Origin of the sequence: Streptomonospora arabica, assembly GCF_039531585.1 — a bacterium.
GTDB classification, from domain to species: Bacteria; Actinomycetota; Actinomycetes; order Streptosporangiales; family Streptosporangiaceae; genus Streptomonospora; species Streptomonospora halophila.
In genome coordinates this window covers 194,576-219,086 of record NZ_BAAAQI010000006.1, presented here as the reverse complement: position 1 = coordinate 219,086, position 24,511 = coordinate 194,576, and the positions used below count along the sequence as shown (strand labels likewise).

The 24,511-nt window shown below is 75.8% G+C and carries 25 protein-coding genes and 1 pseudogene; 15 read left to right on the top strand and 11 right to left on the bottom strand.

The genetic code is table 11. From position 1 onward, the window contains the following. Positions 1-4 precede the first annotated feature (4 nt). Complete coding sequence (locus ABD284_RS12930; RefSeq protein ID WP_344143138.1) at positions 5-1,129, bottom strand: FAD-dependent oxidoreductase; 1,125 nt, start codon at positions 1,127-1,129, stop codon at positions 5-7. A 53-nt stretch (positions 1,130-1,182) separates the two neighbouring features. Between ABD284_RS12930 and ABD284_RS12925 the strand changes: the two genes are divergently transcribed. Continuing rightward, positions 1,183-1,875 carry a TetR/AcrR family transcriptional regulator gene (locus tag ABD284_RS12925; RefSeq protein ID WP_344143137.1) on the top strand — a complete coding sequence of 231 codons (693 nt, stop codon included), beginning with the start codon at positions 1,183-1,185 and terminating at the stop codon, positions 1,873-1,875. Positions 1,876-2,135: 260 nt separating this feature from the next. Further along, positions 2,136-2,444: a hypothetical protein gene (locus ABD284_RS12920; protein WP_344143136.1), complete on the top strand. Its 309-nt coding sequence runs from the start codon at positions 2,136-2,138 to the stop codon at positions 2,442-2,444. Between the two features lie 818 nt (positions 2,445-3,262). Here the strand turns inward: ABD284_RS12920 and ABD284_RS12915 are convergent. Continuing rightward, positions 3,263-3,745: a TetR family transcriptional regulator gene (locus ABD284_RS12915; protein WP_386699698.1), complete on the bottom strand. Its 483-nt coding sequence runs from the start codon at positions 3,743-3,745 to the stop codon at positions 3,263-3,265. 169 nt (positions 3,746-3,914) lie between these two features. On the opposite strand from ABD284_RS12915, the gene ABD284_RS12910 reads away from it, so the two are divergent. Then, on the top strand, positions 3,915-4,859 hold the full coding sequence (locus ABD284_RS12910; protein ID WP_344143133.1) for an NADP-dependent oxidoreductase: 945 nt from the start codon (positions 3,915-3,917) through the stop codon (positions 4,857-4,859). Positions 4,860-5,044: 185 nt separating this feature from the next. Then, positions 5,045-5,791, top strand: a complete 747-nt coding sequence (locus ABD284_RS12905; protein ID WP_344143131.1) for a DUF899 domain-containing protein — start codon at positions 5,045-5,047, stop codon at positions 5,789-5,791. Positions 5,792-5,815: 24 nt separating this feature from the next. Here ABD284_RS12905 and ABD284_RS12900 read toward each other — a convergent pair whose 3' ends face one another. Next, positions 5,816-6,829, bottom strand: a complete 1,014-nt coding sequence (locus ABD284_RS12900) for a helix-turn-helix transcriptional regulator (protein WP_344143130.1) — start codon at positions 6,827-6,829, stop codon at positions 5,816-5,818. A gap of 91 nt (positions 6,830-6,920) precedes the next feature. On the opposite strand from ABD284_RS12900, the gene ABD284_RS12895 reads away from it, so the two are divergent. Both ABD284_RS12895 and ABD284_RS12890 read left to right on the top strand, forming a co-directional pair. After that, positions 6,921-7,499 carry a DinB family protein gene (locus ABD284_RS12895; RefSeq protein WP_344143129.1) on the top strand — a complete coding sequence of 193 codons (579 nt, stop codon included), beginning with the start codon at positions 6,921-6,923 and terminating at the stop codon, positions 7,497-7,499. A 52-nt stretch (positions 7,500-7,551) separates the two neighbouring features. Continuing rightward, entirely contained in the window at positions 7,552-8,649 is a 1,098-nt protein-coding gene (locus ABD284_RS12890; RefSeq protein WP_344143128.1) for a winged helix DNA-binding domain-containing protein, read from the top strand. A gap of 39 nt (positions 8,650-8,688) precedes the next feature. Here ABD284_RS12890 and ABD284_RS12885 read toward each other — a convergent pair whose 3' ends face one another. After that, complete coding sequence (locus ABD284_RS12885) at positions 8,689-9,066, bottom strand: winged helix-turn-helix transcriptional regulator (RefSeq protein ID WP_386699699.1); 378 nt, start codon at positions 9,064-9,066, stop codon at positions 8,689-8,691. A 141-nt stretch (positions 9,067-9,207) separates the two neighbouring features. On the opposite strand from ABD284_RS12885, the gene ABD284_RS12880 reads away from it, so the two are divergent. Next, on the top strand, positions 9,208-9,615 hold the full coding sequence (locus tag ABD284_RS12880) for a RidA family protein (RefSeq protein WP_344143127.1): 408 nt from the start codon (positions 9,208-9,210) through the stop codon (positions 9,613-9,615). 121 nt (positions 9,616-9,736) lie between these two features. Here ABD284_RS12880 and ABD284_RS12875 read toward each other — a convergent pair. Beyond that, positions 9,737-10,000, bottom strand: a pseudogene (locus tag ABD284_RS12875) (helix-turn-helix domain-containing protein); the annotation flags it as partial. A gap of 87 nt (positions 10,001-10,087) precedes the next feature. Between ABD284_RS12875 and ABD284_RS12870 the strand changes: the two are divergent. Next, positions 10,088-10,963: an SDR family NAD(P)-dependent oxidoreductase gene (locus tag ABD284_RS12870; protein ID WP_344143126.1), complete on the top strand. Its 876-nt coding sequence runs from the start codon at positions 10,088-10,090 to the stop codon at positions 10,961-10,963. A 333-nt stretch (positions 10,964-11,296) separates the two neighbouring features. Here ABD284_RS12870 and ABD284_RS12865 read toward each other — a convergent pair whose 3' ends face one another. Next, the gene (locus ABD284_RS12865) at positions 11,297-14,584 is read right to left on the bottom strand and encodes an ATP-binding protein (protein ID WP_344143125.1); all 3,288 of its coding nucleotides are present in this window, start codon (positions 14,582-14,584) and stop codon (positions 11,297-11,299) included. Positions 14,585-14,715: 131 nt separating this feature from the next. Here ABD284_RS12865 and ABD284_RS12860 point away from each other — a divergent pair, with 131 nt between their 5' ends. Both ABD284_RS12860 and ABD284_RS12855 read left to right on the top strand, forming a co-directional pair. Next, positions 14,716-15,603: an alpha/beta fold hydrolase gene (locus ABD284_RS12860; protein WP_344143123.1), complete on the top strand. Its 888-nt coding sequence runs from the start codon at positions 14,716-14,718 to the stop codon at positions 15,601-15,603. 388 nt (positions 15,604-15,991) lie between these two features. After that, complete coding sequence (locus ABD284_RS12855) at positions 15,992-16,615, top strand: class I SAM-dependent methyltransferase (RefSeq protein WP_344143122.1); 624 nt, start codon at positions 15,992-15,994, stop codon at positions 16,613-16,615. Positions 16,616-17,032: 417 nt separating this feature from the next. On the opposite strand, the gene ABD284_RS12850 is transcribed toward ABD284_RS12855, so the two are convergent. Both ABD284_RS12850 and ABD284_RS12845 read right to left on the bottom strand, forming a co-directional pair. Further along, positions 17,033-17,419: a VOC family protein gene (locus ABD284_RS12850; RefSeq protein ID WP_344143121.1), complete on the bottom strand. Its 387-nt coding sequence runs from the start codon at positions 17,417-17,419 to the stop codon at positions 17,033-17,035. A 655-nt stretch (positions 17,420-18,074) separates the two neighbouring features. Then, on the bottom strand, positions 18,075-18,842 hold the full coding sequence (locus ABD284_RS12845; RefSeq protein WP_344143120.1) for an SDR family NAD(P)-dependent oxidoreductase: 768 nt from the start codon (positions 18,840-18,842) through the stop codon (positions 18,075-18,077). Between the two features lie 116 nt (positions 18,843-18,958). Between ABD284_RS12845 and ABD284_RS12840 the strand changes: the two genes are divergently transcribed. From ABD284_RS12840 to ABD284_RS12830, 3 genes are all read left to right on the top strand, one after another. Further along, positions 18,959-19,180 (top strand): hypothetical protein, encoded by a 222-nt coding sequence (locus ABD284_RS12840; RefSeq protein WP_344143119.1) that lies wholly within the window; start codon positions 18,959-18,961, stop codon positions 19,178-19,180. After that, a complete protein-coding gene (locus tag ABD284_RS12835; protein WP_344143118.1) occupies positions 19,173-19,655 on the top strand; it encodes an anthrone oxygenase family protein in 483 nt (160 codons plus the stop codon). The genes ABD284_RS12840 and ABD284_RS12835 overlap by 8 nt, the downstream gene beginning before the upstream one ends. 347 nt (positions 19,656-20,002) lie before the next feature. Continuing rightward, on the top strand, positions 20,003-20,734 hold the full coding sequence (locus ABD284_RS12830; protein ID WP_344143117.1) for a PIG-L deacetylase family protein: 732 nt from the start codon (positions 20,003-20,005) through the stop codon (positions 20,732-20,734). A 24-nt stretch (positions 20,735-20,758) separates the two neighbouring features. On the opposite strand, the gene ABD284_RS12825 is transcribed toward ABD284_RS12830, so the two are convergent. Together ABD284_RS12825 and ABD284_RS12820 are read right to left on the bottom strand one after the other, a co-directional pair. Further along, positions 20,759-21,403: a LysE family translocator gene (locus ABD284_RS12825; RefSeq protein WP_344143116.1), complete on the bottom strand. Its 645-nt coding sequence runs from the start codon at positions 21,401-21,403 to the stop codon at positions 20,759-20,761. 234 nt (positions 21,404-21,637) lie between these two features. After that, on the bottom strand, positions 21,638-22,402 hold the full coding sequence (locus ABD284_RS12820) for a phytanoyl-CoA dioxygenase family protein (protein WP_344143114.1): 765 nt from the start codon (positions 22,400-22,402) through the stop codon (positions 21,638-21,640). 180 nt (positions 22,403-22,582) lie between these two features. Here ABD284_RS12820 and ABD284_RS12815 point away from each other — a divergent pair, with 180 nt between their 5' ends. After that, positions 22,583-22,972 (top strand): hypothetical protein, encoded by a 390-nt coding sequence (locus ABD284_RS12815; RefSeq protein ID WP_344143112.1) that lies wholly within the window; start codon positions 22,583-22,585, stop codon positions 22,970-22,972. A gap of 31 nt (positions 22,973-23,003) precedes the next feature. Here ABD284_RS12815 and ABD284_RS12810 read toward each other — a convergent pair whose 3' ends face one another. Beyond that, the gene (locus tag ABD284_RS12810; protein ID WP_344143110.1) at positions 23,004-23,360 is read right to left on the bottom strand and encodes an MmcQ/YjbR family DNA-binding protein; all 357 of its coding nucleotides are present in this window, start codon (positions 23,358-23,360) and stop codon (positions 23,004-23,006) included. Positions 23,361-23,492: 132 nt separating this feature from the next. Here ABD284_RS12810 and ABD284_RS12805 point away from each other — a divergent pair, with 132 nt between their 5' ends. After that, the gene (locus ABD284_RS12805; protein ID WP_344143109.1) at positions 23,493-24,497 is read left to right on the top strand and encodes a Gfo/Idh/MocA family protein; all 1,005 of its coding nucleotides are present in this window, start codon (positions 23,493-23,495) and stop codon (positions 24,495-24,497) included. The last annotated feature ends 14 nt before the right edge of the window (positions 24,498-24,511 follow it).

The window sequence follows — 24,511 nt, the reverse complement described above, 5'->3', positions numbered from 1 at the left end:
GCAGTCAGGATGGCTGGACCTCGTCGAAGAGGGCGAGGGCTTCGGCGGGGTCCGGGCTCACGAGGCGCTCCAGCCCGGCCGTCGTGATCTCCGCCCACGTGGCGGCCCGCGCCCACATCTGTTCCTCGAAGGCGCGGACGGCGTCGTCCAGATCTCCAGGACCGGTGGCGGCGGCGACGGACTCGGCGAGTTCGGCGCCTTCCAGCATCGCGAGGTTCGCGCCCGCCCCCAAGGGGGGCATCAGGTGGGCGGCGTCGCCCAGAAGCGTCACCCCGGGGACGTGGGCCCAGGTGTGGGACACGGGCAGGACGTGGAGGGGGCGGTGGACGAAGGCGGTGCCGCGGCGGAGGAGGTCGAGGACGGGAGCGGCCCAGCCGTCGAACAGGGCCAGCAGGCGTGATCGCACGGCCTCGGCGTCGGACGGGTCCGGGTTCGCGTGCCGGTCCAGCGGCGCGCGGAACTGGGCGTAGACCTTGAGGTGGCCACCGCTGTTGCGCTGGGCGACGAGGGCGCGGTTCACGCCGTAGACGGCCATGGAACCCGCGCCGACCAGCCGGGCCAGGTCGGGGTGGCGGGTGTCGACGTCGTCCAGGGAGGTCTCGACCAAGGTGACGCCGGTGTAGTGCGGCGCCGCGGACGAGATCGCCGGGCGGACGCGGGACCGGGCGCCGTCCGCGCCGATCAGGAGGTCGAACGTCTCCTGGCGCCCGTCCGCGGAACGGACCAGCACGCCGCCCCGGGTCTGCGGCACCACCTCCGTCACGCCCCGCCCCCACTGCACGTCCAATGGGCCGAGTAGCAGGCCACGGAGCTGCCCGCGGTCGATCTCGGGATTGGCCCTCTCGCCCGGACGGGGGTGCCAGTCGCGGAGGACGGTTCCGTCCGCGTCGAGGATGCGCATGGCCTGTCCCTCGGGACGCGACAGTGCCTGGAACTGCGCCAGCAGCCCCGCCTTCTCCAGAGCGAGCTGGCCGAGTCCTTGGTGCAGGTCCAACGCGCCGCCCGGGGGACGGGCGTCGGGGGCGGGATCGCGTTCGAGGACCGTGACGGGGTGGTCACGGCGGTGCAGGACGCGGGCGAAGGTGAGCCCGGCGGGGCCGGCCCCGACCACGGCGATACGGTGTCCCATATCGATACACTGTATTCTCCTGTCACGATGTATCGCAACGGTACGGTGTAGGAATGACTGTGTGGGACCGGCCCGAGCCGCCGCCTCGCCCCGCGCCGCTCGACCGGAGGCGAATCGTTGCCGCCGCCATCGCGCTGGCCGACGAGGGCGGACTGGAGGCGGTATCGCTGCGCAAGGTCGCCGCCCGGCTGGACGCCGGCCCGATGCGGCTGTACGGATACATCTCCACCAAGGAGGAGCTGTTCGACCTCATGGTGGACGAGGTCCACGCCGAAATCCTCCCCGAGGAGCAGCCCGCTGACTGGCGGGAGGTGCTGCGCATCCGCGCCCACCGCACCAGGCAGGCCGCACTTCGCCACGAATGGCTGGCCGACCTGCTCGGCGGACGTCCGACCCTGGGCCCCAACGCGCTTGCCGTGACCGAGGCCACGCTGGCCGCCCTCGACGGCCTCACCGACCTCGACACCGTCCGCCACGCCGTGGAGACCGTCAGCGCCTACTCCACCGGCGCGATCAGGCGCGAGATCGCGAACCTGCGGGCCGAGCGCGCCACGGGCCTGTCCAAGCGCGAATGGCAGCGCGCCTCCGGCCCGCACCTGAGGAAAATGCTGGCCACGGGCCGCTTCCCGGCGCTGTCCAAGGCCGTGTACGACGGCGCGGAGGTGGAGGCCGAGGAGTCATTCGCGACCGGTCTGGAGTGGGTCCTCGACGCCGTGGCCGCCAAACTCGCCCGGCCGCCGGCGTGACGCTCCGGACTTCCAGGTGACATCCGGGGCACCGCCCGGCGCCGACGTCCTGCGCACCAGGCTGCGCGACCGGTTCAGCCGCAAACCTTGACGCCAAACGACCTGGTCAGGGCATCATGTGGCCCGCAGGCGCGCTTCCCGGGGCAGCGCGGGTGGTAGCGATGCGGCCAAGCACCTGTGGGACACCGGTATAACTCTATTCCCGCGTCCGCTTGGAGGGCGCCAGCGGAAGTGCGTCATCCCCTCCATCCCAGGCGGCCGTGAAAAGGCTCGCGGCGACGAACGGGACACTTGACGCAGCCAAGGAAGTCGGCGGCGAGGAAGCCGCCTCCTACGTCGACAAGGCCCGCGATGAGGTCTCCACAGCGGGGACGCACCTGGACGCTCAGGAGGGCGAACCCGCTCAGTTCTCCGAAGGGCGTGTCAGTCGGCTGGATGACGGCACGACCCTGGTGGTCTTCCCCCTGACCGGCGGGGATCTCACCAGCAGTGCGCTGACCGTCGCGTTCGGCACCGCCGGCGCGGCCGGCGGCGCTGACGGGCGGCCGGCCTGCGACGGGGCTCGCTGACGGTACTGCGCCCGTCGACGGGGCGGGGCCGGGGAGGAATACGGCCTCCTTCACGCTGTGGTGGGCTGCTTAGCCGTCGCAGTTGCCGATCGTGGCCGGCTGCGCGCGCACGCGCCTGGCTGCTGCGTGTCGTGGTCGACTTCGACGGCAGCGCGTCGGAGGTCGGGCGGGGCGGGGCTCGTCGACGAGGCCGGTCTCGCTGGGATGCCCCCTACGCCCCGAGGTCCCGTGCCGCGTCGGAGGACCGTCCGCCCGGCCGCCGGCGGGGAGATTTTCGTTGTTACGTTGATGATTACGTTAAGAGCAAACGAAACCACGAAACAGAAAACGGAATCATCGCGGGGCCCTCGCTTCCGATAAGTGAGCGTTATCGGAAGCGAGGGCCGAGCGGACTCCCGGAGCCATTTTCCGGCGGTGCAACGGAACTCGGCGGCGAGGACGGGGCGGCGGGCGGGCGCGTGCACGGCGGCCGGCGATGCCGCCGGGGCTCACGCAACCCGTGGGCGTCGCACTCCGGCGGCGTCCTCCGCGCGGCAGCGGGCGGCGCCAGCCCCGAGGGCGCCCCGCAGGGGCGGCGAGGCCGCAGCCGTCCGCGGCGGGCACGGCCGACAGCGGTTCCTACACGGTGCGGTGGGCTCGTCCGGGCCGGCCGGCGGGCGTCTGCTCCGACCGGCCCGCCGCCGAGCCCGGAGGCGACGGTGGTGGCGGTGGAAACGGCTGCACGGCCCGCGTCGCGGCCGCGGCCGAGGGTGAGGGTGAGGAGCGAGCGCCCCTCCGGGTGCGCGGACGGCGGGGCGCGCCCTACCGAGGTCCCGCCCTCAGCACGAAGCGCTCGCCGCTTGCACTTCCCGGAGAGTGCGCCGGGCGATGTCGCCGAAGTCGCCGCGGTCGGCCGCGTCCCTCCAGCGCTCGTAGGCGACCGTGCAGGCGAGCGCGCCCAGTTCGGCGGCCACGCGCGCGGTCAGGTCGGCAAAGCCGCGGCGCTTGAGCGCGTCGGTCATCGCCGCGGTGAGGGCGAGTTCCTTCAGCGCTTCGCGTTCGCGCAGTTCCGGGTTGGCGGCGATCACCGCCGATCTGCGGGCGCCGAATTCGCGGCGGTCGGGAGTGAAGACCTGCTCTCCGATCACGTCCAGCGCATGGGCCACGGCGTCGAGAGGACCGGCGCCGGCCGGCGCCGCGCCGATCCCGTCGGCGAGCAGGCCGGCCACCGCGCCCCCGCCGAAGAGCACCTCCCGCTTGTCCCGGAAGTGCCGGAAGAAGGTGCTCTTCGTGAGCCCGGCACGCTCCGCGATCTCGATCACCGTCGTCTTCTCGTAGCCCTGTTCCTCGAACAGCTCAAGGGCGGCGGCGACGAGTCGCTCGGATGCGTGGGGTTGCCATCGGGCCATGGCGACAGTGTACGGGACTTGGTGCCGTCACTCGTGTACAGTGATGGGACCAAGTCCCGTCACTCTCGTGTTGGAGATACCCATGAGCAGAGCCGTCGTCTATGAGGCGTTCGGAGATCCCGAGGTACTGGAGGTGCGCGAGGTCGCCGAGCCCCATGCCGGGCCGGGCGAGGTCCGCGTCCGCGTGACGGCGGCCGGTCTCAATCCCATGGACTGGGGTATCGCCTCGCAGCCCGAATTGGCGGCCCGGTTCGGCATCACCCTGCCGTCCGGCTTCGGTTACGACTTCGCCGGGGTCGTCGACGAGGTCGGCACCGGCGCTGCGGGATTCGCCGTGGGCGACCGCGTCTACGGCGGCGCGCTGGGAAGGGCCGCCGCCGATTTCGTCGTGATGGCGGTGCCCGCCGATGCGACCGAGCCGCTGTGGCACACGCCGGAGGGCATCGGCGACGAGGTGGCGAGCACGCTTCCCGTCGCCGGTCTGACCGCCGCCGCCGCGTTGGAGGCGATCGACCCGCGCTCCGGCGACACCGTCCTGGTCGGCGGCGCCGCGGGCGGCGTGGGCGTGTTCGCCCTGCAGCTCGCGAAGCTCGCCGGTGCCCGAGTGATCGGGACCGCCGCGGAGAGCACGTTCCCCTTCCTGCGCCGGTTCGGTGCCGAGCCCGTGGCCTACGGCCCCGGGCTGGCGGAGCGGGTGCGGACCCTGGCGCCGGAGGGCGTGTCCGCGGCCACCGACCTGTTCGGTACCGAAACGGCCGAGGCCGCGCTCGCGCTCGGCGTGGCGCCCGAGCGGATCTCCACGATCGCCGCGGGTGCCCATCCTCCCGGCGGTGTCCGCGCGACCGGTGGCTTCGACGCGGAGCCGGACGCCGTGAAGCGGATCAGTGACGCGATCCTCGCCGGCGCGATCACCGTGCCGATCGCCGCGACCTTCCCGATCGAGCGGATCCGCGATGCCGTGACACTGCAAGCCGGACGCCACGTCCACGGCAAGATCGTCGTCACGCTGGACTCCCGTCTCCGCTGAACACCGCGCCATGCTCCACCCGTCGCGGCGCAGGCGCGCGTCCGCTCCCTGCGACGCACCCGCCCGCACGCGCGCAACCCGCCCCTGGGCCACTCGACCGCCTGCGGCGGCTGGGGGCGCAACCGCCCCCGGCCCGACCGCCGGGGGACCGATGAGTTCGGGCGGCGTGTGCGGTCCCCCTCCAGGTGGACCGCACACGCGACTCGGCCGCGACCGCCGCGGCCGGACACCCCTGGGAGGAAGCCATGGCCGCCAACGCCCTGCCGCCCGTCGTGGACACCGACACCTGGCAGCGCCGGCTCGACGAGCTGCGCGCCCGGGAGAAGGCCGCGACCCGCGAGCTCGACGCGATCGCCGCCCAGCGCCGCCGCATGCCGATGGTCGAGATGCCCGACTACACCCTGGAGGGCGCGGAGGGCCCCGTCCGGCTCGCCGACGTCTTCGGCGGCGCCTCGCAGCTGATCGTCTACCACCACATGTGGTTTCCCGGCGAGCGGTGGCAGTGCGGGGGCTGCACCTGGTTCACCTCCCAGTACACGCGGCTGGAGTTCCTGGACAACTACGACGCCCGGTTCGTGGTCGTCACCCAGGGCCCGATCGAGGAGGCACTGGCCTACAAGCGCCGGGTCGGCAACCGGATGACCTGGTACTCCACGGCGAACAGCCCGTTCGGCGCCGACGTCGGCGCCCCGCCCGGCGGCGGGTTCGCCCTCAACGTGTTCCTGCGCGAGGGCGGCACCGCCTACCGCACCTGGCACACCGACGGCCGCGGAACCGAACAGCTCAGCCACACCTTCGCGCTGATCGACGTGCTGCCCTACGGGCGCCGGGAGGAGTGGCAGGACTCGCCCGAGGGCTGGCCCCGGTCGCCCGCCTACAGCGGCTGGCCCGGCTCCGAGGACCTCGCCGCCCTCTACGGAACGGAGGCCTGAACGCGTCGGCGCCGGGCCCTCCGCTCACTCCCGCGCCGGGTCCTCGGCGGGTGCGGAGGCCGCGGCGGCGGCGTAGCGGCGGGCCAGGTGGGCGAAGGCCGCGGCCAGCTCGGGCGGGCCCGCGACCTCGATGTCGGCGTCGAACATGCCGAGGGTGGCGGCCAGCCCCGGCCACGACCACGAGCCCAGCACCACCCGGCACCGGTGCGGTCCGATCTCCTCGACGACGCCGTCGCGCAGGTAGCGCGAGACCTCGGCGGCGGGCAGGCCGAGGACGGCCTCGCCGCGGCACGGCCACCCGCCGGAGGCCCCGCCCTGGAACCGCGCGGAGACGAAGGCGGCCACATCGCCCCCGGGCAGCTCACGCGGGGTGAAGCGCGGGCCCGTGGGCGTGCGCGGGGTGATCCGGTCGGCGCGGAAGGTGCGCCAGTCCTGCCGGTCGAGGTCCCAGGCGACCAGGTACCAGCGCCCGCCCCAGGTGACGAGGTGGTGGGGCTGCGCCCGGCGGGGCGCAGCAGCCGGGTCGTCGCGGCCGGGCTCCGGCGCGGAGGCGTGGGAGTAGTCGAAGCGCAGCACCTCGCGGGCGTGCACGGCCGCGCTCAGCGCCATCAGCACCCCGCTGTCCACCCGGGGCCGCGGCCCCGCCGCCGCCCGCTCGACCGCGGTGGCCTGGAAGGTGTCGATGCGGCGGCGCAGCCGTGCGGGCATGACCTGGCGGACTGTGTTCAGCGCGCGCTCGGCCCCCTCCTCGATGCCGGCGCCGGTGGTGGCGGCGATCCGCAGTGCCACGGCGAGCGCGACGGCCTGCTCGTCGTCGAACCGCAGCGGCGGCAGCTCGGCGCCGGCGTCGAGCCGGTACCCGCCGTCGGGGCCCTTGTCAGCCGCGACGGGATAACCCAGCTCGCGCAGCCGGTCGACGTCGCGGCGCACCGTGCGCGGGCTGACCGCCAACCGCTCGGCCAGCACCGCGCCCGGCCAGTACCGGCGCGCCTGGAGAAGGGACAGCAGGGACAGCAACCGCGCTGAGGTTTTCGGCATGAATCCATCCTGGCCGAAGAAGAGGACACAACCTGTCCGCTCCTGCTGCGACTGTTCTTTTATGACCGACGACGGCCGGAAGGACTCCGCCATGAACACCACACCCACCACGACCGCCGCGCTCGGCGGCGAGCGGGCCGACCTGCTCGCCGAGCTCGCCACGGCACGGGCGTTCTTGATCGGCACGGTGCGCGGGCTCAGCGACGCGCAGGCCGGTGAGCGCCCGACGGCCAGCGCGCTGTGCCTGGGCGGGCTGCTCAAGCACGTCGCCTCCACCGAGGAGGCCTGGATGCGCTTCGCCGTCGAGGGCGCCTCGGCGATGAGCTTCACCCTTCCCGACGGCGTCACCTGGGACGACCTCATGGCCGGGACCGCGCGGAAGATGCCGCAATGGGCGATCGACCGCCAGAGGGAGTTCGCGATGCAGCCCGGCGAGACGCTGGCCGCAATCCTCGACCGCTACGCGCGGGTCGCCGCCCGCACCGAGGAGGTCGTCGCCTCCGTAAAGGACCTGTCGAGGACCCATCCGCTGCCGGAGGCGCCCTGGAACGAGCCGGGAGCGGCGCACAGCGTGCGCCGGGTGCTGATCCACGTCATCGCCGAGACCGCCCAGCACGCCGGACACGCCGACATCCTGCGCGAATCGATCGACGGCCAGACCTCGACCTGACCGGTGCCGACCGCCGCGCACCCGCCGTCCGCACCGCCGCCCGAAGGAAGCGATGGAGCTCCTCGACAGCCGCGCGCTCAACCGCGCCACACTCGCCCGCCAGCTGCTGCTCGAACCCTCGCCCATGCCGGTGCTCGACGCGGTCGCGCACCTGTGCGGCATGCAGGCCCAGGAACCGCAGGAACCCTTCGCCGGACTCTGGTCGCGGCTGCGCGCCTTCGACCCGGCGGAGCTGTCCGACCTGCTGACCGGGCGGCGCGTGGTGCGCACCCATCTCATGCGCCGCACCGTCCACCTGCTCGCCGCCGACGACGCCCTGGCCTGGCGGACCCGGCACGAGACCATGCTGCGCCAGCGGGTCCTGGGCGTCTACCGCCGCGAGTTCGCGGGGGTCGACCTCGACGCGCTCGCGGCGGCCGCCCGGGAGGTGGCGGCCGACGGCCGGCCCCGCACGACGGCCGAGCTCGCCCGCGAGCTGGCCGACCACCGGCCCGAGCCGGGCGCCCGGGCGCTGGGGGAGATGATCGGCGCACTGGTGCCGCTGGTGCAGCTGCCGCCGCGCGGACTGTGGCGGCAGACGGCGGGCGTGCGCCACATGGCGATGTCGTCGTGGCTGGGGCGCGCGGCCGACCCGCTGGAGCCGGACGCCTCCGATCCTGTGGGCCGGGCGCTGGTACGGCGCTACCTGGCGGCGTTCGGCCCCGCCGCATCGGCCGACCTGCGCGCCTGGTGCGGTCTGGCCGGGCTCCCGGCCGCGGTCTCGGCGATGCGCGAGGAGCTGGTGGCCTTCCGCGACGAGCGCGGCCGGCGGCTGCTGGACCTGCCCGACGCGCCGCGCCCCGACCCCGCCACCCCCGCTCCCGTGCGGTTCCTGCCCGCCTTCGACAACGCGGTGCTGGGCTACCACGACCGCACGCGCATCATCGACGACGCCCACCGCGGCCTGTCGGTGACGGGGGCGCGCTTCGTCCTGGTGGACGGCCGGGTGGCGGCGACCTGGAGTGTGGAGGACGGCGCGGTGGGGGTGACCCCGCTGCGCGGCCTCTCCGGCACCGAGCGCGCCGAGGTGGCCGAGCTGGGGCGGGCGCTGGCGTCGCTGCTGTCGCAGGGCCGAAGCCGCCGGGTGCACATCGCCGAACAGCCCCGCTGAGCGCCGCGCGCCCGCCGGGCGGCGCTTCGGCCGGCCCGCTCAGGTGTCGAAGCGGCGGCGGGAGGCCTCGATGTGTCCGATGTAGCGGCGGGTCCAGCCGCACATCGTGTCGACCGTCGCGCGCAGGCCCCGGCCGGCCTCGGTGAGGGTGTACTCGACCCGCGGCGGCACGGTCGGGTGCACGGTGCGCTCGACCAGGCCGTTGCGCTCCAGCATGCGCAGGTTCTGGGTGAGCATCTTGTGGCTGATGCCCTCGACCCTGTTGCGCAGCTCGTTGAAGCGCAGTGTGCCGTCGCCGAGGAACTCGATGATCAGAAGCGCCCACTTGTTGGCGACGTCGGAGAAGATCTCCCGCGCGAGCGAGTCCGCCCGCGCCAGGTCCGCGTCCTCGGGCGAGCCCGTGTACTGCGTGGTCACTATAAGGTTCCCCAGTCACCGAAAAGTGCGTTCTTCCATGTCAGCGCACACTCTCCTACGGTTTCCGAGTAACCGCAAGAGAGCACCGGCGGAGCCGTACGCCCGGCGGTCTCGCACCACGAGGGGAACGAGGCACCCACGATGGCGATCACCCTGATCGACCCCGGCGGACTGCCGGAGATCGGCGCCTACCGGCAGGTGGCGGTGGCCACGGGCTCCAAGCTGGTCTTCGTCGCCGGTCAGGTGGCCTGGGACGCGGAAGGCAGGGTGGTCGGCGCGGGCGACCTCGCCGCACAGGTCGAGCAGTGCTACCTCAACGTCGCCACCGCCCTGGCCGGAATCGGCGGCTCCTTCGACGACGTCGCGAAGCTGACCGTCTACGTCACCGACTGGACCCCCGACAAGATGCCCCCCTTCATGGAGGGCGTCGCGCGGGCGGCCGCGAAGCTGGGGGCCGCCCCGGTCCCGCCCGCCACGCTGGTGGGCGTGGCGGCGCTGGACGTACCCGAGCACCTGGTGGAGGTCGAGGCGACCGCGGTCCTCGACTGAGCCGGCGCCGCGCGGGTCTCTGAAAGGAGCGCGGCGCGGGGGCGCCGGGGCGGATGCCGGTCGCCGCCGTCAACCGCTTCGCGCTGCCGACCCGACCGCCGCAGCGACCGGCCTGGCCCTCGGCGAGGTGGTGCAGGTGGTCGCGCTCGGCGCCGGTCAGCCGCAGGGAGCCGGCGATCCCGGCCAGCACCTCGCGCGAGGGGCGGGGGCCGCGGGCCTGCTCCAGGCGCGTGTAGTACTCGGTCGAGATGAACGCCAGCTGCGCCACCTCCTCGCGGCGCAGCCCCGGGGTGCGCCGGCGCCTGCCCGCGGGCAGGCCCACAACGGCCGGGGTGATCCGCTCGCGCCTGCTGCGCAGGAACGCGGCCAGTTCGCGTCTGTCCACGCCCCCAGTGTGCAGGGGCGCCGGAGCGCTCAGCCAGGTACCGCCGATTCCTGGATGGGCCGAGCGGACCGGAACAGGATCGGCTCCATGGGCGCAACCACTGCAATCGAAACACGCGCCTCCGCGCCCGCCGCCGGCCTGCTGGAGGAAAAGGCGGTCCTGGTCACCGGAGCCGGACGGGGGATCGGCGCCGCCGCGGCCCGGCTCTTCGCCCGCGAGGGCGCCCGGGTGCTGCTCGCGGCGCGCTCGCAGGACCAGCTCAAGGCGGTCACCGAGGACGTCCGCGCCGCGGGCGGCACCGCCGACTACACGTTCTGCGACCTGGGCGACGCCGACAGCGTGCACGCGGCCGTCGACCGCACCGTCGAGCTGTACGGCCGGCTCGACGCGGCCTTCAACAACGGGGCCACGGTCGTGACGCCGGGACCGATGGAGCGCACGAGCGAAGCCGAGTCCGACCACGTCTACGCCGTCAACCTCAAGGGGGTCTGGCTGGCCATGGCCGCCCAGGTCGCCGCCATACGCGCCACCGCGGGCACGGGCGCCATCGTCAACAACTCCAGCGTCGGCAGCCTGGGGGCCAACCCCGAACTGCCTGCCTATGGCGCCATGAAGTGGGCTGTCAACAGCCTCACGGAGTCGGCCGGCGCCACCTACGGCCCCGAGGGGCTCCGGGTCAACGCCGTCGCGCCCGGAGCCACCATGACCGAGATGATCCGGGAGTGGATCGCGGCCTCGCCCCGTGTCGAGGAGCGGGTCACCACGCTGACCCCGCTGCGCCGCTTCGCCGCCCCCGAGGAGATCGCCCAGGCCGCCGCCTGGCTGCTGAGCGACCGCGCCTCCTATGTGACCGGCACCGTCCTGCGGGTCGCGTCCGGACGATGTCGTGGCCTCTGGCCGTCTCCTCGCACAGCCCCGCGCGATCGGAGCCCGACCGGTCGCCTCCCGGGTGAGGGCGTTTGAGACCGGTGGGGCGGGGGTGGAGAACAGCGCGGGGAACCCGGAGTACTCCGCGAGCCGGTCCATCGGCGCCGGACGCGCCGGGCCGCCGGGGGAGGGGACGTACGGCGGTCCCGGGCCCGCCGACCTCGGGGGAACTCATGCGGCGGCTGCGGTCGCTCGCTGGCACCGACGTCGGCGGGCACTCACGGCGCCGGCTCTCCCGCTTCGGCGACGCCGCCTGCCAGGGCGTTCTGGAGCCCGACGACGACGTGCTGTGGGACCTGACGCCCAGCATCGGCCGGATGACCATCAACGCCTCGGTGGCCGGCGCGGGCCCGCCCGTCCGCGGCGGGTTCAGTCCTGCGCGGGCAACTCCCGCTCGGCGGCGCTCGCCCAGTGCGGCGCCCCCGCGTGTTCGGCGACGGTGCGGGCGCGGCGGTAGTGGTCCTCGGCCTGCGGCCCCCACCCCAGTGCGCGGGCGAGGTCGCCCAGGTGATGGGCGACAGGCCCCAGCGCGACCAGGCCGCTGCCGGCCCCGGCCAGCTCATCGGCGGCCGGCAGCAACCGCTCGTAGGCGCGCCGCATCCGGCCCTGATCGCCGACCGCGCGCGCGGAGCGGGCGTCCAGGCAGGTCAGCGCCTCGTTGAGCAGACCCACCGGCGCGGGCGGCGGCGCATGAGAGGCCGCCGCGCCCGTGCCGACCAGCGGCAGCGCCCACGGTGCGTAGGGCCCCCACTCGGCCCCCGCCAGATCCGCCCAGTCGGCGGGGTCGGGCCCGCCCGGCTGCAGCCGCAGGCACAGCAGCGCCAGCGGCACGGCGCCGCGCGCCATGCCGGGCATGCCCGAGCCCGCCAGCGGCCCGGCCGCGGCGCGGTAGGCGTGCTCGGCCTCGGTGAAGCGGCCCGCCGCGGCCGCGCGTAGGGCCGCATACAGGCCGGTGAACACGGCGACGCCGCCGATCTCGTAGCGCTCGCCCAGCTCGCCGGCCGCGTCGGCGTGGGCGTCGGCGGCGGCGAAGTCGGCCAGAGCGCTGCGGGCCTGCATCTGCACGAGCCGGCCCAGCACCTCGTAGGCCACCAGGCCCGCGCCGGAGGCAACCTCGACCAGCTCGGCGCCGATACCGGCCCGCCGCCGCGCCCCTCCCGCGGTGTGGAAGGACTGCATGAACCCGGCGTTGAGGGCCGCGCACAGCAGCGCGGGATCGCCCCCGCGCCGTGCGAGGGCCTCGGCCCGGCGGGCGGCGCCGGGTCCGCGCTCGCCGGGATCGCCGCGCAGCTCCAGCGCGAGGGTGATCAGCAGGCGGCAGCGCAGCTCCTCGTCGCCGCCGTCGGGGGCGGCGGCCTCCAGCGCCGACAGCGCCTGCTGCGCGGCGCCGGCCACGCGGGCGGAGAGGCCCTCGTCGTCGTTGCGCGGCCACAGCGCCGGCACGTCGAAGGCGGTGACGACCCGCCCCAGCAGCTCGGGGTCGTCCAATCCGGCGGCCGCCTCCACGGCGCGGCCCCGGTGGGCGCGGGCCTCCTCCAGCCGCCCGGTGACCGCCAGCGCCCGCACCATGCCCATGACCGCCTCCAGGTGCACCCGCACGGGGGCGCCGCTGCGCTCGCACGCCTCGGCCGCCTCGCGCCACAGGCGGGCGGCCTCGTGCGGGGCGAAGCGGTCCTCGGCCCCGCGGGCGGCCGCGCGCGCGTAGGCGGCGGCGCGCTCGTCGGCTCCGGGGGTGTCGGCGCGGGCGAAGTGGTGGGCCAGCGACGCGGCCTCGCCGGGGCGCAGCCGCTCCAGGGCGCGGGCGGCGGCGCCGTGCCAGTGCGCCCGGCGCGGCCCCGACAGCCCGGTGTAGACGGCGTCGCGCACCAGAACGTGGGAGAAGCGCAGCCGGCGCGGCTCGGGTTCGGTGAGGAAACCGGACTGCAGCGCGGCGTCGAGGGCGTCGAGCATGCCGTCGCCGTCTCCTCCCTCCTCGGCGGCCACGGCGGCCAGTACCCCGGGGTCGACGTCGCGGCCGATCACCGAGGCCCGGCCCACGAGCCGCCGCGCGGCCGGGTCGAGGCCGGCCAGGCGGTGGCGGATGAGGTCGCCCACCCCGGGCGGGACGGTGTCGAGCGCGCGGGCGCCCTGGTCGGCGTAGAGGCGGGCGAGCTCGCGCACGTAGAAGGGGTTGCCGCCGCTGCGGCGGTGGATCGCCGCCACGGCGGCCTCGTCGGCGCCGCGCCGGGCGGTCTCGGCCACGATCCGGCCGGTGTCGCTACGGGAGAGCCCCTCCAGGTACAGGCGCAGGGGTTCGCGCGCGGCCAGGCGGGCCAGCGCGCGGGTCAGCGCGGGCGTGATCTCGTCGCTGCGGTAGGTGCCCACCACCAGCACCGGCGGGGTGCCCGGGTGAGCCGCCACCCCGGCCAGCAGCTCCAGGGTCTCCTCGCCCGCGCGGTGCAGGTCGTCGGCGACCAGCAGGACCGGGGCGCCGGCGGCGGCCGCCTCCACCAGCGCGACGGCGCGGCGCAGGGCCTGGAACCGGGCGGCGGCGGGGTCGGCGGGGGTGGAGGAGGCCGCCGCCAGCGCCGCGGCGATGCGCTCCCAGGTCCAGGCGGGCGGGGCGCCCTCGTGCTCGGGGCACTCGCCCCAGGCGACGGTCCACCCCCGCGCCGACAGGCGCGCGGCCAGGTCGCGGGCCAGCGCGGTCTTGCCGGCCCCGGCGCCGCCGGCGATCAGCGCCGTGACGGTTCCGCCCCGCTGTGCGCGCTCGGCGGCCCGCTCCAGCTCACCGGTTTCGCCGGAGCGGCCCAGCAGCGGGTGCGCCGGCGGGCGCGGCGGCGCGGGCGCCGCGGGGGCGGGCGCGCCCTGCTCCGGCGGCCGCGGGCTCAGCCGCGGCGCTTGGGCGAGGATGTCGGCCTCCAGCGTGCGCAGCCGCTCGCCCGGCTCCACGCCCAGTTCCTCGGCCAGCGTGCGGCGGGCCCGCCGCAGCGCCGCCAGCGCCTCGCCCTGGCGGCCCGAGCGATACAGCGCCAGCGCCAAATGGTGCCAGGCGTCCTCGCGCAGCGGGCGGGCGCCGACGTGGGCCCTCAGGTCGGGGACCGCTTCGGCCGCCCGGCCCGACCCGATCAGCGCCTCGGCGCGGTCCTCCACGGCGGCCAGGCGCAGCTCCTCCAGCCGCTCGGCGGCGCCGCGCGCCCACGGGTAGTCGGCGAACTCGGCGTAGGCGGGACCGCGCCACAGCTGCAGGGCCCGCTCCAGCTCCTCCAGGGCCGGGCCCGGCCGCGCGTCGGCCAGCAGCGCGCGGCCCCGCGCCGCCCCCGCCTCGAACCGGTCGGCGTCGACCGCGCCCGGTGCGGCCCGCAGCACGTAGCCGGGTGCGGCGGTGGCCAGCAGGCGGGCCGGGCTGCGGGGCGGCCGGGCGGGTTCCAGCGCGCGGCGCAGGTCGGCGACGAACGTGCGGATCGCCGCGACCGCGCCGTCGGGCGCCTGCTCGGGCCACAGGTCCTCCACCAGCCGGTCCACCGGCACGACCCGTCCGCCGGCCACCAGCAGCCGCGCGAGCAGGGACCGCTGCCGCGGCCCCTTCAGTACCGGCGCCCCGTTCGGGCCGGCGGCCTCCAAGGGCCCGAGCACGGCGAAGCGCACCGCGGCCGGGTCGTCGGAATCGCTGGTCATGGTATCGAATCTAGCCGGGCGCACCCGGTGCGGCGTCCGGGCGCCGGCACTTGGCCGCTGCTCATCGGCTGCTCATCGCCGCACGGCAGGCTGCGGGAGTACCGCAACGCAACCGCGAGAAGGAGCCCGCCGTGGAACCGCAACCGCGCATCGAAGGATTCGACTACCGCCGTCTGCCCGGCGCCGAGGGGGTGGAGCTCAACGTCGCCGTCGGGGGCTCGGGCAGCCCGGTCGTGCTGCTGCACGGCTTCCCCCAGACCCACCTGATGTGGCGCCACGTCGCCGCCGACCTGGCCGCCGACCACACTGTGATCTGCCCCGACCTGCGCGGCTACGGCGACAGCGACAAGCCCGCCGACTCGGGCGGCGGCGCGACCTATGCCAAGCGCACCATGGCCGCCGACGTCGTCGCGCTGGCCGGCGCGCTGGGACACGACCGCTTCGCGGTGGCCGGCCACGACCGCGGCGCCCTGGTGGCGCTGCGCGCCGGGCTGGACCACCCCGGCACCGTCACGCACGTGGCCGCGCTGGACGTGCTGCCCGTACCGCAGATGTGGGAGGCGCTGCACGGGCGGGCGGGTGCGGTGGGCTTCCACCTGTACCTGATGGCCCAGCCCGCCGACCTGCCCGAGAAGCTCATCGCCGGCGCGCCCGAGGCGTTCTTCGGCCACTTCCTGGACAGCTGGTCCCAGGACCCCGCCGCGATCCCGCCGCACCTGCGCGCGGCCTATGTGGCCAAGTCCGCCGCGGCGGTGGACTCCATCGTCGCCGACTACCGGGCGTCGGCCGGCGTCGACGCCGACCTCGACGAGGCCGACCAGCGGGCCGGCCGGCAGTTGGCGATGCCGGTGTCGGTGCTGCAACAGGACTGGGGCGCGGTGCTGGGCTACGACGCCGCCGCGATGTGGCGGCCCTGGGCGCCCGACCTGGACCACGCCACGGTCTCCTGCGGCCACTTCATGGCCGAGGAGGCCCCGGCCGAGGTCGTCAAGGCGCTGCGGGCCCTGCTGGAGCGCTGAGGGTTCGGGTTCGGGTCCGGTCGGCGGCGGTGCCGGGCGTGTGCGCGGGCACGCGCCCGGCACCGGGCAAGGGCGCATGAAGCGCGGCGCCTCCGGCGGCGGGTGAGGGCACGGCTGCCGGAGGGACCGCCCACAGCGCGGGCAGTACGGGCAGCGCCCCGCCCGCGGCTTCCCGGGGCGGTGCGCGGGTGGACCGCACTGTCCTCGCCCGGTCCCGCTCGCCCCCCGCTCGGTCAAGAGCAGCGCAGGCGGACTTGCCGGAACGGCAACGCCGCTTGTCCGCGGTCCGGTGGCGGTCGCAGGATCCCCGCATAGGCGCGGCGGCGCCGCCCGGTACCGGAGCCGCCGCCGGGCCGCAGGGACCGCGAGGACAAGGGGGGACCGCCCGATGAACGACGACACCGGCACGGCAGGACAGCGGTTCTGGGACGCCCGCTACAGCGAGAGCCGGCGCGTGTGGAGCGGCGAGCCCAACGCGGCCCTCGTCGCCGAGACCACCGGCATGGAGCCCGGCACCGCTTTGGACCTGGGCTGCGGCGAGGGGGCCGACACGGTGTGGCTGGCGCGGCGCGGGTGGCGCGTGGTCGGCGTCGACGTCTCCGGGATCGCCCTGGAGCGCGCCCGCATCCGCGCCGACGAGGCCGGCGTGGGCGAGCGCACCGAGTTCCAGCGCCACAGCTTGGGGGCCTCGTTCCCCGAGGGCCGCTTCGACCTGGTCTCGGCGTGCTTTTTGCACTCCTGGCAGGACCTGCCGCGCGAGCCCGTGCTGCGCACCGCCGCCTCGCGCGTCGCCTCCGGCGGGACGCTGCTGATCGTCGGCCACGTCGGCGCGCGCGTGTGGGAGGAGGAGGTCGGCTCCCACGTCGAGCAGCCCACCGCGGCCGAGGTCCTGAAGTCGCTGGAGCTGCCGGAGGCGGAGTGGGAGGTCCAGGTCGCCGAGGAGCGCGAACGCGCCCGCCCCAGCCCCGGCGGCCACCGCACCGACAGCGTCCTCAAGCTGCGCCGCCGCTGAAGGCGCCCCGCAGGAGAGCCGGTCCGCCGCTGCCGGCCCCGCCCGTGCTCAGGCGGGGCGGACGGACAGCCGTCACGCCATGCCCGCAGCACCGGCGCTTCGAGGGAAAGGAGACTCCGCCCCGAAGAGACCGTTGGAAATGCGCCTCAGCCGGATCATCGCGGCCGTGACCACGGTTCGGCGCCGGCCGGGTCGCGCTCGTGGTCGCGGGCCAGGCGGCGGTGGCGCACCGGCCGGGCGAAGGTCGGCTCCGCCACCCCGCGGCGCGCCGACGTCTGGAACCCGGTGGCGTCCTCGGCGGGCCGCACGGTCCCACGACCGACCGGAGCTTCGCAAAGGCCCGGGCCGGCAGCCGAGCGTGGCCGGGCTGCGCCGCCGGCCCGCCGCGCCGCCCGGCGCCGCGGGCCGGCTGTGCGGTCAGACCAGGGTGGAGATGCAGAAGGGGTGGCCGGCGGGGTCCAGCAGCACTCTCCAGCGGTCGGGGTCGGGCTGGCTCGCGGGCGCGGACGCGCCCCGGGCCAGCACGTGGGCCTGTGCGGCGTCCAGGTCGTCCACCCCCAGCTCGATGTGGGCCTGCTTCTCCTGGTCGGGGTCGGGCCAGGTCGGAGGGCGGTAGTCGGTCAGCCGGTTGAACCCCAGTCCCGCCTCGCCCTCCCGGCCGAGCAGGACGAAGTGGTCGCTGGAGAAGACCGCGGGCAGATCGAGGAGGCCGCTGTAGAAGCGGGCCAGCGCGGCCGGGTCCGGGCAGTCGAAGGTGACGGCCGCATACCGGAAGACCGGTGCGGACGTGGTGTCGGTGTCCATGGCCGCGACTCTAGGAGCACACCCGGACAGCTTCCGTCCGCGATACCCGCCGATCCCGCCCGCCTCCCGCCTGCGGTTGCGGAGCGGCCGCGCGGCCGCCGAACGCCGCGACCACCCTGCCGGAGCCGGAGGCCCCCGGCTCGGAGACTGCCGGGTAAGCGGGTGTGCGCGTTGAGTGCGAGGGAGGCCGCGTGCACCGGCACGATGACGACCCCGCAACAGTCAGCGCGTCGCCGCCGAGCGCGGAGGCCGACCCGCCGGTGCGGCTCTGGTCCTCGGCGACCGGGAGCGACGCGGCCCTGCCGGACCGTCTCCGGCAGGGCGCTCCTTCGGCGCTTCGACCTGGAGCACCTTTCGGGTCCTCAAGCAGACGCCGGGGTGGACGGTGCCCGCGCCTGCGCAGCCCCGAGGCGGCCGACCGGTGGAGGTGGCTGGTGACCGCCGCCCACACCCGGCTTCGCTCGGCCCGCCCCGTGGCAACGTCCGCGCGAGGGCGGCCTGTCGCGCCGGTGCGCCTCGACCCCCGGTTGCGGGTCCCGGGCGTCCACGGGGATCGACGAACCGGGGCCGGGCACCGCGCCATGACGTGGGAAGGACCGTCGAACGCGCCGTCAGCCTGCAGGAGCACCACGTCCGACCAGGTTGAGAACCAAGCTCAGGCCTCCTCGGGGTCGTGCCCGCGCACCGAGCGGCCGCCGTCCAGGGGCAGCACGGCGCCGCTGATGAACCCGGCCCGGTCGCCGAGCAGGTAGGCCACCGCGTCGGCGACCTCCTCGGGCTCACCCACCCGGCCCAGCGGGTGCAGCCGCGCCATCTGCTCCCGGGTGCGCAGCGCCTGCCCGGGCTCCTGGCCCGCCAGCAGGGCCGTGTAGCGCTCGGTCGCTACCGACCCCAGCGCCAGCGCGTTGGCGCGCACCCCGTGCGGCCCGTAGTCCACGGCCAGGGCCCGCGTCAGGCCCTCCACGGCCGCCTTGGCGCTCGCGTAGGCCATGGCGCCGGGCACGGGGCGCTGGGCCTGGTGGGAGGAGACGTTGACGATCGCGCCGCCGGTGCCCGCCCGCAGGAACCGGCGCACCGCCACCGCGCACCCGGTCACCACGGGCGCGAGGTTGGCGGTGATCAGCTCCGTCATCCGCGCGGGCGCCGTGGCGTGCAGGTCGGCGTCGCGAAAGACCGCGGCGTTGTTCACCCAGCCGCCCAGGGCGCCGAACCGCTCGGCCTCCTCTGCCGCGGCCTCGGCCACCGCCTCCTCGGCGGCGTCGCCCGGCACCGCCGCCAGGAACTGCGGCCGATCCGCCGCCCACCGCAGCGCCTGCTCGTCGGCGTCGACCGCCACCACGGCCCCGCCGTCCTCCACGAGGCGCTCGGCGATGGCGCGCCCGATCCCGCGCCCGGCTCCGGTCACCACATAGCTGCGCCGCATGCGCGCAGCATGCCAAACGGCGGCCGCGCCGCCAACCGCCCCGGTGAGACGCGCGCGTATGCCGACGAGCATGTCGGCCATGGCCCGCACCCGCCCGGCGGCGTTGACTGGTTGCCATGACGACCGACACGCACACCCGCACATCCACCACGCTGGTGCTGGGCGGCACCGGTAAGACCGCGCTGCTGGGCGAGGTGCTCGACGGGCGCAACACCCCCACCGCCGACGGCGTCCGCCGGGCGCTGGGGCGCGAGCCCCGCGACTTCGCCGACTTCGCCCGCGGCGCCGCGGCGGCCGGCGCCTGGCACACCGCCCGCACGGAGGCGACCGGTGCCTGAGATCGTGCGGCAGGCGGCGCTGGTGGCGGCCGCGGTGGACACCGGCCTGTTCGCGGGGCTGTTCACCGCCTTCGCCTACGCGGTCATGCCCGGGCTGGCGCGCGCCGGCGACACCGCGTTCGTCGAAGCCATGCAGCGCATCAACGCCGCCATCCTCAACCCGGTCTTCGCCGTGGTCTTCGCGGGCACGCCGGTGCTGCTGGCCGCGGCCGCGGCCGTGCACCTGGGCGCCGACGGCGCCGCGGCGGCATGGCTGGGCGCGGCGCTGGCGCTGGTGGCGGTGGTGATCGCCGTGACGATGGCGCTCAACGTGCCGCTCAACAACGCGCTGGAGCGGGCCGGGCACCCCGCCGACCCCGCCCGGGCCGCCCGGGCCCGCCGGGCCTTCGAAGCCGCCTGGGTGCGCTGGAACGTGCTGCGGGCGGCGCTGTCGGTCGCGGCACTGGCCTGCGCGGCAACAGCGCTGACCGCCTGAGGGCGCCCCCGGATGTTCCCGGGGCGAGAATCCCGGCCGGCTCCGCCCGGACCGGCGCGCCACGATGGTTCAAGGGCCGCCCGGACCGGCGCGAAAGGGGAGCGGGCGATGCGCACCGACCGCCTCGCACCCCCGCGCTCCTGCGACACCGAGCGGAGCCGCCACGCGGACGAGTCGGCGGGCGCGCGCCGGTCGCCGCGGTGCCCGACCCCCCCGGGCCCCGGCGGACGACGCGGCCACCCGATCGCGATCGACGGCGGCCGTGACCTGCTCGGGCATAGGCTGGCGCCGGCCCGCCACCGGGCGCGGCCCGCACCCGCCCGGCTTACCGCGCGAAAGGACCCGCCGTGACCGACCGGCTCGAACCCATGCCCGCCGACTGGCAGCGCGCCCTGGCCGTCGTCGCCCACCCCGACGACCTGGAGTACGGCGCGGCCGCGGCCATCGCCTCCTGGGTCGACGGCGGACGCGAGGTCGCCTACCTGCTGGCCACCCGCGGCGAAGCCGGCATCTCTACCATGGAACCCGCCCGCGCCGCCGAGGTGCGCGAGCGCGAGCAGCGGGCCAGTGCCGCCGTCGTGGGCGTGTCGTCTGTGGAGTTCCTCGACCACCGCGACGGCGTCGTCGAGTACGGCCCCGCGCTGCGCCGCGACGTGGCCGCCGCCATCCGCCGGCACCGCCCCGAACTGGTCGTCACCCTCAACCACCGCGACACCTTCGGCGGCACCTCCTGGAACACCCCCGACCACAGGGCCGTGGGCCGGGCGGTGCTGGACGCCGCCGCCGACGCGGGCAACCGGTGGATCTTCCCGGAGCTGGCCGAGCAGGGCCTGCCGCCGTGGGAGGGCGTGCGCTGGGTCGCGGTGGCCGCCTCGCCCCGGCCCACCCACGCCGTGGAGGCCGGACCCGGAATGGAGCGGGCCGTGCGCTCACTGCTGGAGCACCGCGCCTACATCGAGGCCCTGACCGACGCCGACCCCGAGACCTACGTCCGCGGGTTCCTGGGCCGGGCCACCGGCGACACCGCCGCGCGCTTCGGCGGGCGTGCGGCCGTGTCCTTCGAACTGTTCCCCCGCTAGAGACCCGACGGCCTCCGGACGGGCTCAGCGGGAGTCGGCGGCCAACCGCAGCGCCAAGCCCGCGAAGACGGTGCCCGAGAACGCGTGCAGCACCCGCTGGACCAGGGGTCGGCGGCGCAGCGCGTCGCCCAGCCGCCCGGAGAGCAGGCCCGCGGCGGCGTCCACGCACAGCCCCACCATGATGAACAGCGCCCCCAGCAGGAAGAACTGGGCGGCCACGTGCCCGCGCGAGGGGTCGATGAACTGCGGGAAGAACGCCAGGTAGAACACGATGACCTTGGGGTTGGCGAGGTTGGTCAGCATCGCCCGCACGAACACCCGCAACCGCCCCGCGCCGCCCGCGGCCCGGGGCGCGGCGCCTGCGGCCGCCCCGGCCCGCACGGCGTCGCGAAACGCCAGCACCGCCAGCACGACCAGGTAGCAGGCGCCCGCGATCCGCACCGCGGTGAACGCTGCCGGGAAGGCCTCCAGCACCGCACCCAGCCCCAGAGCGGCGGCGCTGGTGTGCACCGCAAGCCCGGCCGAGACCCCCACCGCCGCCAGCAGCCCCGCGCGCGGCCCCGACGACAGGCCGGTGGCGGTGATGAACATCATGTCGGGGCCCGGCGCAAGCGACATCAGCAGCGCGGCCAGGCAGAAGGCCGCGACCTCCTGCGGATCGACCAGCATCGGCACCCCCGTTTCGCACACCCCGCCCCCGCCCGCGGCGCCGCAGAACGGCGACCGGCCGATCCTACTCCGGCCCGGCCGCGGGCCTCCATCCGATTTCCCCTGCGCCCCGGCGCGGCCCGGCGGAGCCGTGTGGGACGGCCGCGCCGACCGGGTGCCTTCCCCGGGCATCCGGCCGGCGCGGCGGGAAACGCGAAGCCCTCCCGGGGGCAGACCCCCCCGGACACGCCCGTCCTAAGCGCCGGCCAGCGCCTGCTGGACGGCGCGTTCCACCGGGGTGGGCTCCGACGCCCGCAGGTCCAGGGGGGCGGTGGGCGCCAGCGGCGGCTGGGCGATGAACCGCGGTGCGCTGCCGTGGTGGGGCTGGGCCGTGTGCACGAGGAAGGGGTGGCACAGGAAGACGTCGCCGGCCCGCCCCACGGCATCGACGACCGGGCGGTGGGCGCTGGCCTCCACGGCCTCGCCGCACAGGTCGAACCACTCCCGCCCCGGCGGCTCGGAGAATCCGGCCAGCAGCGGCGCGACGTCGCGGTGGGAGCCCGCGCGGATGCGGGTGGGCGCGTCGGCCGCGGCCACGTCGGTGAACAGGAACAGCATCAGCAGCGCCCGCCCGTGCGAGCGCAGCGTCACCCGGTAGCCGCCGGCGTCGTCGGTGCAGCCGGCGTCCAGGTGCCATCCGGCGTCGCCGGGGTCCTCGCTGCTGGGAAACCGCAGCGGGAAGGTGCCCAGCCCCGGGGGCGCCTGCCAGCGGCCTTCGCCGGCGAGGCGGTCGTAGGCGGCGTGCAGCGCGTCGGTGTTGGCGGCCTCGCGAAACGGCGCGCTGGACAGCCCCGGCACCCGCACCACCGGCCGGGTCCAGGTCGCGGGGTCCTCGGGGTCGCAGCCGCTGGCCTGCCACAGCTCCGCACGGCAGGCCGCGGTCACCGCCTCCGGCACGGCTCCGGGAAGATGCACGAAACCCTCGTCCACGAAGCGTTCGACGTCGGCGTCGCTGAACATGTCACCCCTGTCGGCAGGTCGGCGGTAGAAGCGGAACCGCCCAAGCCCACCAGCGCCGCACACGCCTCGCAAGCGGTTTTCCCCCGCGCCCGGCGGCTGTGGGCCGCGGCCGGTGTGGCCGGTGCGGGCTGCGGGCACAAGCCCCACAGAGTGCGGACCCGACCGCCACGAGGAGGCGCCATGCTCGTCCCCCGCCTGCTGGGGGCGGTGACGATCGCTTTCAGCGCCGCGATCATCGCCCGCCCGCACCTGATGGCCCGCCCCAGCGGCCACGCCGGTCCCGACGGGCAGGTCCCGCACGACATCAGGCTGCTCATGTATGCGATCGGTGTGCGCGACATGGCGCTGGGCGCGCTGATGCTGTGTGCGCCCGGCCCCGCGGCGATGCGCGCGGCCACCGCCGCGCGCGTGGCCAGCGACCTCGGCGACGCCGTCGTCTTCGGAACCCGCCTGCCGCGCGCCGAGCAGCGGCTGAAGATCGGCGCGGCCGCCGCCGGTTGGGCGGCGGTGTGCGCCTACAGCCTGCGCCACATCCCCGCCGCGGCGCCCGCGCGGTGCCGGCGCCGCTGACCGCCCCGACCGCGGCCTCGACCGCCGCCGGTCACGGGCCGGGCGCTTGGCCGGCGTCGAACCGCCGCCGCAGCCGCGCCGGCGCCTTGATCCGCCACGCCTCGGTCACCAGCTCGGCCAGCTCGCCGTGCCCCACCCGCTCCAGGTCCACCAGGACCGCCCCGTAGCCGTCGTAGTGCGCGGTGGTGAAGAACGCCGGATCGCCCGAGGCCAGCAGCGCCTCCTTCTCATCCAGCCCGCACATCACCACCAGGGCGCCCTCGGCCTCGCTGCGCAGCCGCACGAACAGCCTGCCGCGCACCTTCAGCGCCGGGGTGTTGTAGGAGGTCGACTCCTCCACCTCCATAAGCCCGCGCCCCAGCGCCACCACGTCGTCCCAGTCCGCCATCGCCCGCTCCTTTCGGCTGCCCCGCACCTGCCGCGGCCACCCGCCGCGGGCCCGCTGCGCCCGACCGTGCCGACCCCCGCGGGCGTGCGCCCGCCCCCTCCGCCCCCGACACCCCTGGAATAGGCTGCTGCGGTGACCAACGACATCTCCCCGCAGACCCCCGTGCGCTGGGGCATCCTCGGCACCGGCGCCATCGCCCACCGCTTCATGACCGGCCTGCGCGCCGTCGCCGACGCCGAGGTCGTGGCGGTGGGGTCGCGCAGCGCCGCCACCGCCGACCGCTTCGCCCGCACCTGGGACATCCCCCGCGCCCACGCCACCTACGCCGATCTGGCCGCCGACGAGGGCGTCGACATCGTCTACGTCGCCACCCCGCACAACATCCACCACCAGCCCACCGTGCAGTGCCTGCAAGCCGGGCGCCACGTACTGTGCGAGAAGCCGCTGGCCGTCAACGCCGGCCAGGCCGCCGCGATGGTCGAGGCCGCCGAACGCGCCGACCGGTTCCTCATGGAGGCCATGTGGACCCGGTTCGCCCCCGCCACCCACAAGGTCCGCGACCTGCTGGCCGAGGGCGCCATCGGCGAAATCCGCATGGTCCAGGCCGGCATCGGCGGCCGCATGGACTACGACCCGCAGGGCCGGCTGTACTCCCCGGACCTGGCCGGCGGAGCGCTGCTGGACGTGGGCGTCTACCCCGTCGCCTTCGCCTCGATGGTGCTGGGCGCGTTCACCTCGATCCAGGCCCAGGCGCACAAGGCCCCCACCGGCGTCGACTCCCAGGTCGCGATGACGGTGACCGGAAGCGGCGGCACCCTGGGAGTGCTCAGCTGCTCGATCGAGGCGCCCATCCCGCGCCGCGCCGACATCGTCGGCACCCGCGGCAGCATCGCCCTGACCGACTGGTTCTGCCCGACCGGGCTGGTGCTGCACCGCGAAGGCGCCGACCCCGAGCGCTACGACTACCCGCACACGGCCAACGGGTTCGAGTACGAGGTCATGGAGGTCCACCGGCGGCTGCGCGCGGGCGAGCGGCAGAGCCCGCTGATGAGCTGGCGGGAGAGCGTGCGCATCGCCGAGGCCCTCGACGCCGCGCGCGAGCGCATCGGCGTGGCCTACCCCGGCGAGCACACCTGACGCACACCCCCGCC

Excerpts from the sequence above, each read along its gene's own strand:
- ABD284_RS12930 (WP_344143138.1), bottom strand. The coding sequence starts at position 1,129 with ATGGGACACCGTATCGCCGTGGTCGGGGCCGGCCCCGCCGGGCTCACC.
- ABD284_RS12925 (WP_344143137.1), top strand. The coding sequence starts at position 1,183 with ATGACTGTGTGGGACCGGCCCGAGCCGCCGCCTCGCCCCGCGCCGCTC.
- ABD284_RS12910 (WP_344143133.1), top strand. The coding sequence starts at position 3,915 with ATGAGCAGAGCCGTCGTCTATGAGGCGTTCGGAGATCCCGAGGTACTG.
- ABD284_RS12900 (WP_344143130.1), bottom strand. The coding sequence starts at position 6,829 with ATGCCGAAAACCTCAGCGCGGTTGCTGTCCCTGCTGTCCCTTCTCCAG.
- ABD284_RS12895 (WP_344143129.1), top strand. The coding sequence starts at position 6,921 with ATGAACACCACACCCACCACGACCGCCGCGCTCGGCGGCGAGCGGGCC.
- ABD284_RS12890 (WP_344143128.1), top strand. The coding sequence starts at position 7,552 with ATGGAGCTCCTCGACAGCCGCGCGCTCAACCGCGCCACACTCGCCCGC.
- ABD284_RS12880 (WP_344143127.1), top strand. The coding sequence starts at position 9,208 with ATGGCGATCACCCTGATCGACCCCGGCGGACTGCCGGAGATCGGCGCC.
- ABD284_RS12870 (WP_344143126.1), top strand. The coding sequence starts at position 10,088 with ATGGGCGCAACCACTGCAATCGAAACACGCGCCTCCGCGCCCGCCGCC.
- ABD284_RS12865 (WP_344143125.1), bottom strand. The coding sequence starts at position 14,584 with ATGACCAGCGATTCCGACGACCCGGCCGCGGTGCGCTTCGCCGTGCTC.
- ABD284_RS12855 (WP_344143122.1), top strand. The coding sequence starts at position 15,992 with ATGAACGACGACACCGGCACGGCAGGACAGCGGTTCTGGGACGCCCGC.
- ABD284_RS12850 (WP_344143121.1), bottom strand. The coding sequence starts at position 17,419 with ATGGACACCGACACCACGTCCGCACCGGTCTTCCGGTATGCGGCCGTC.
- ABD284_RS12845 (WP_344143120.1), bottom strand. The coding sequence starts at position 18,842 with ATGCGGCGCAGCTATGTGGTGACCGGAGCCGGGCGCGGGATCGGGCGC.
- ABD284_RS12840 (WP_344143119.1), top strand. The coding sequence starts at position 18,959 with ATGACGACCGACACGCACACCCGCACATCCACCACGCTGGTGCTGGGC.
- ABD284_RS12825 (WP_344143116.1), bottom strand. The coding sequence starts at position 21,403 with ATGCTGGTCGATCCGCAGGAGGTCGCGGCCTTCTGCCTGGCCGCGCTG.
- ABD284_RS12820 (WP_344143114.1), bottom strand. The coding sequence starts at position 22,402 with ATGTTCAGCGACGCCGACGTCGAACGCTTCGTGGACGAGGGTTTCGTG.
- ABD284_RS12815 (WP_344143112.1), top strand. The coding sequence starts at position 22,583 with ATGCTCGTCCCCCGCCTGCTGGGGGCGGTGACGATCGCTTTCAGCGCC.
- ABD284_RS12810 (WP_344143110.1), bottom strand. The coding sequence starts at position 23,360 with ATGGCGGACTGGGACGACGTGGTGGCGCTGGGGCGCGGGCTTATGGAG.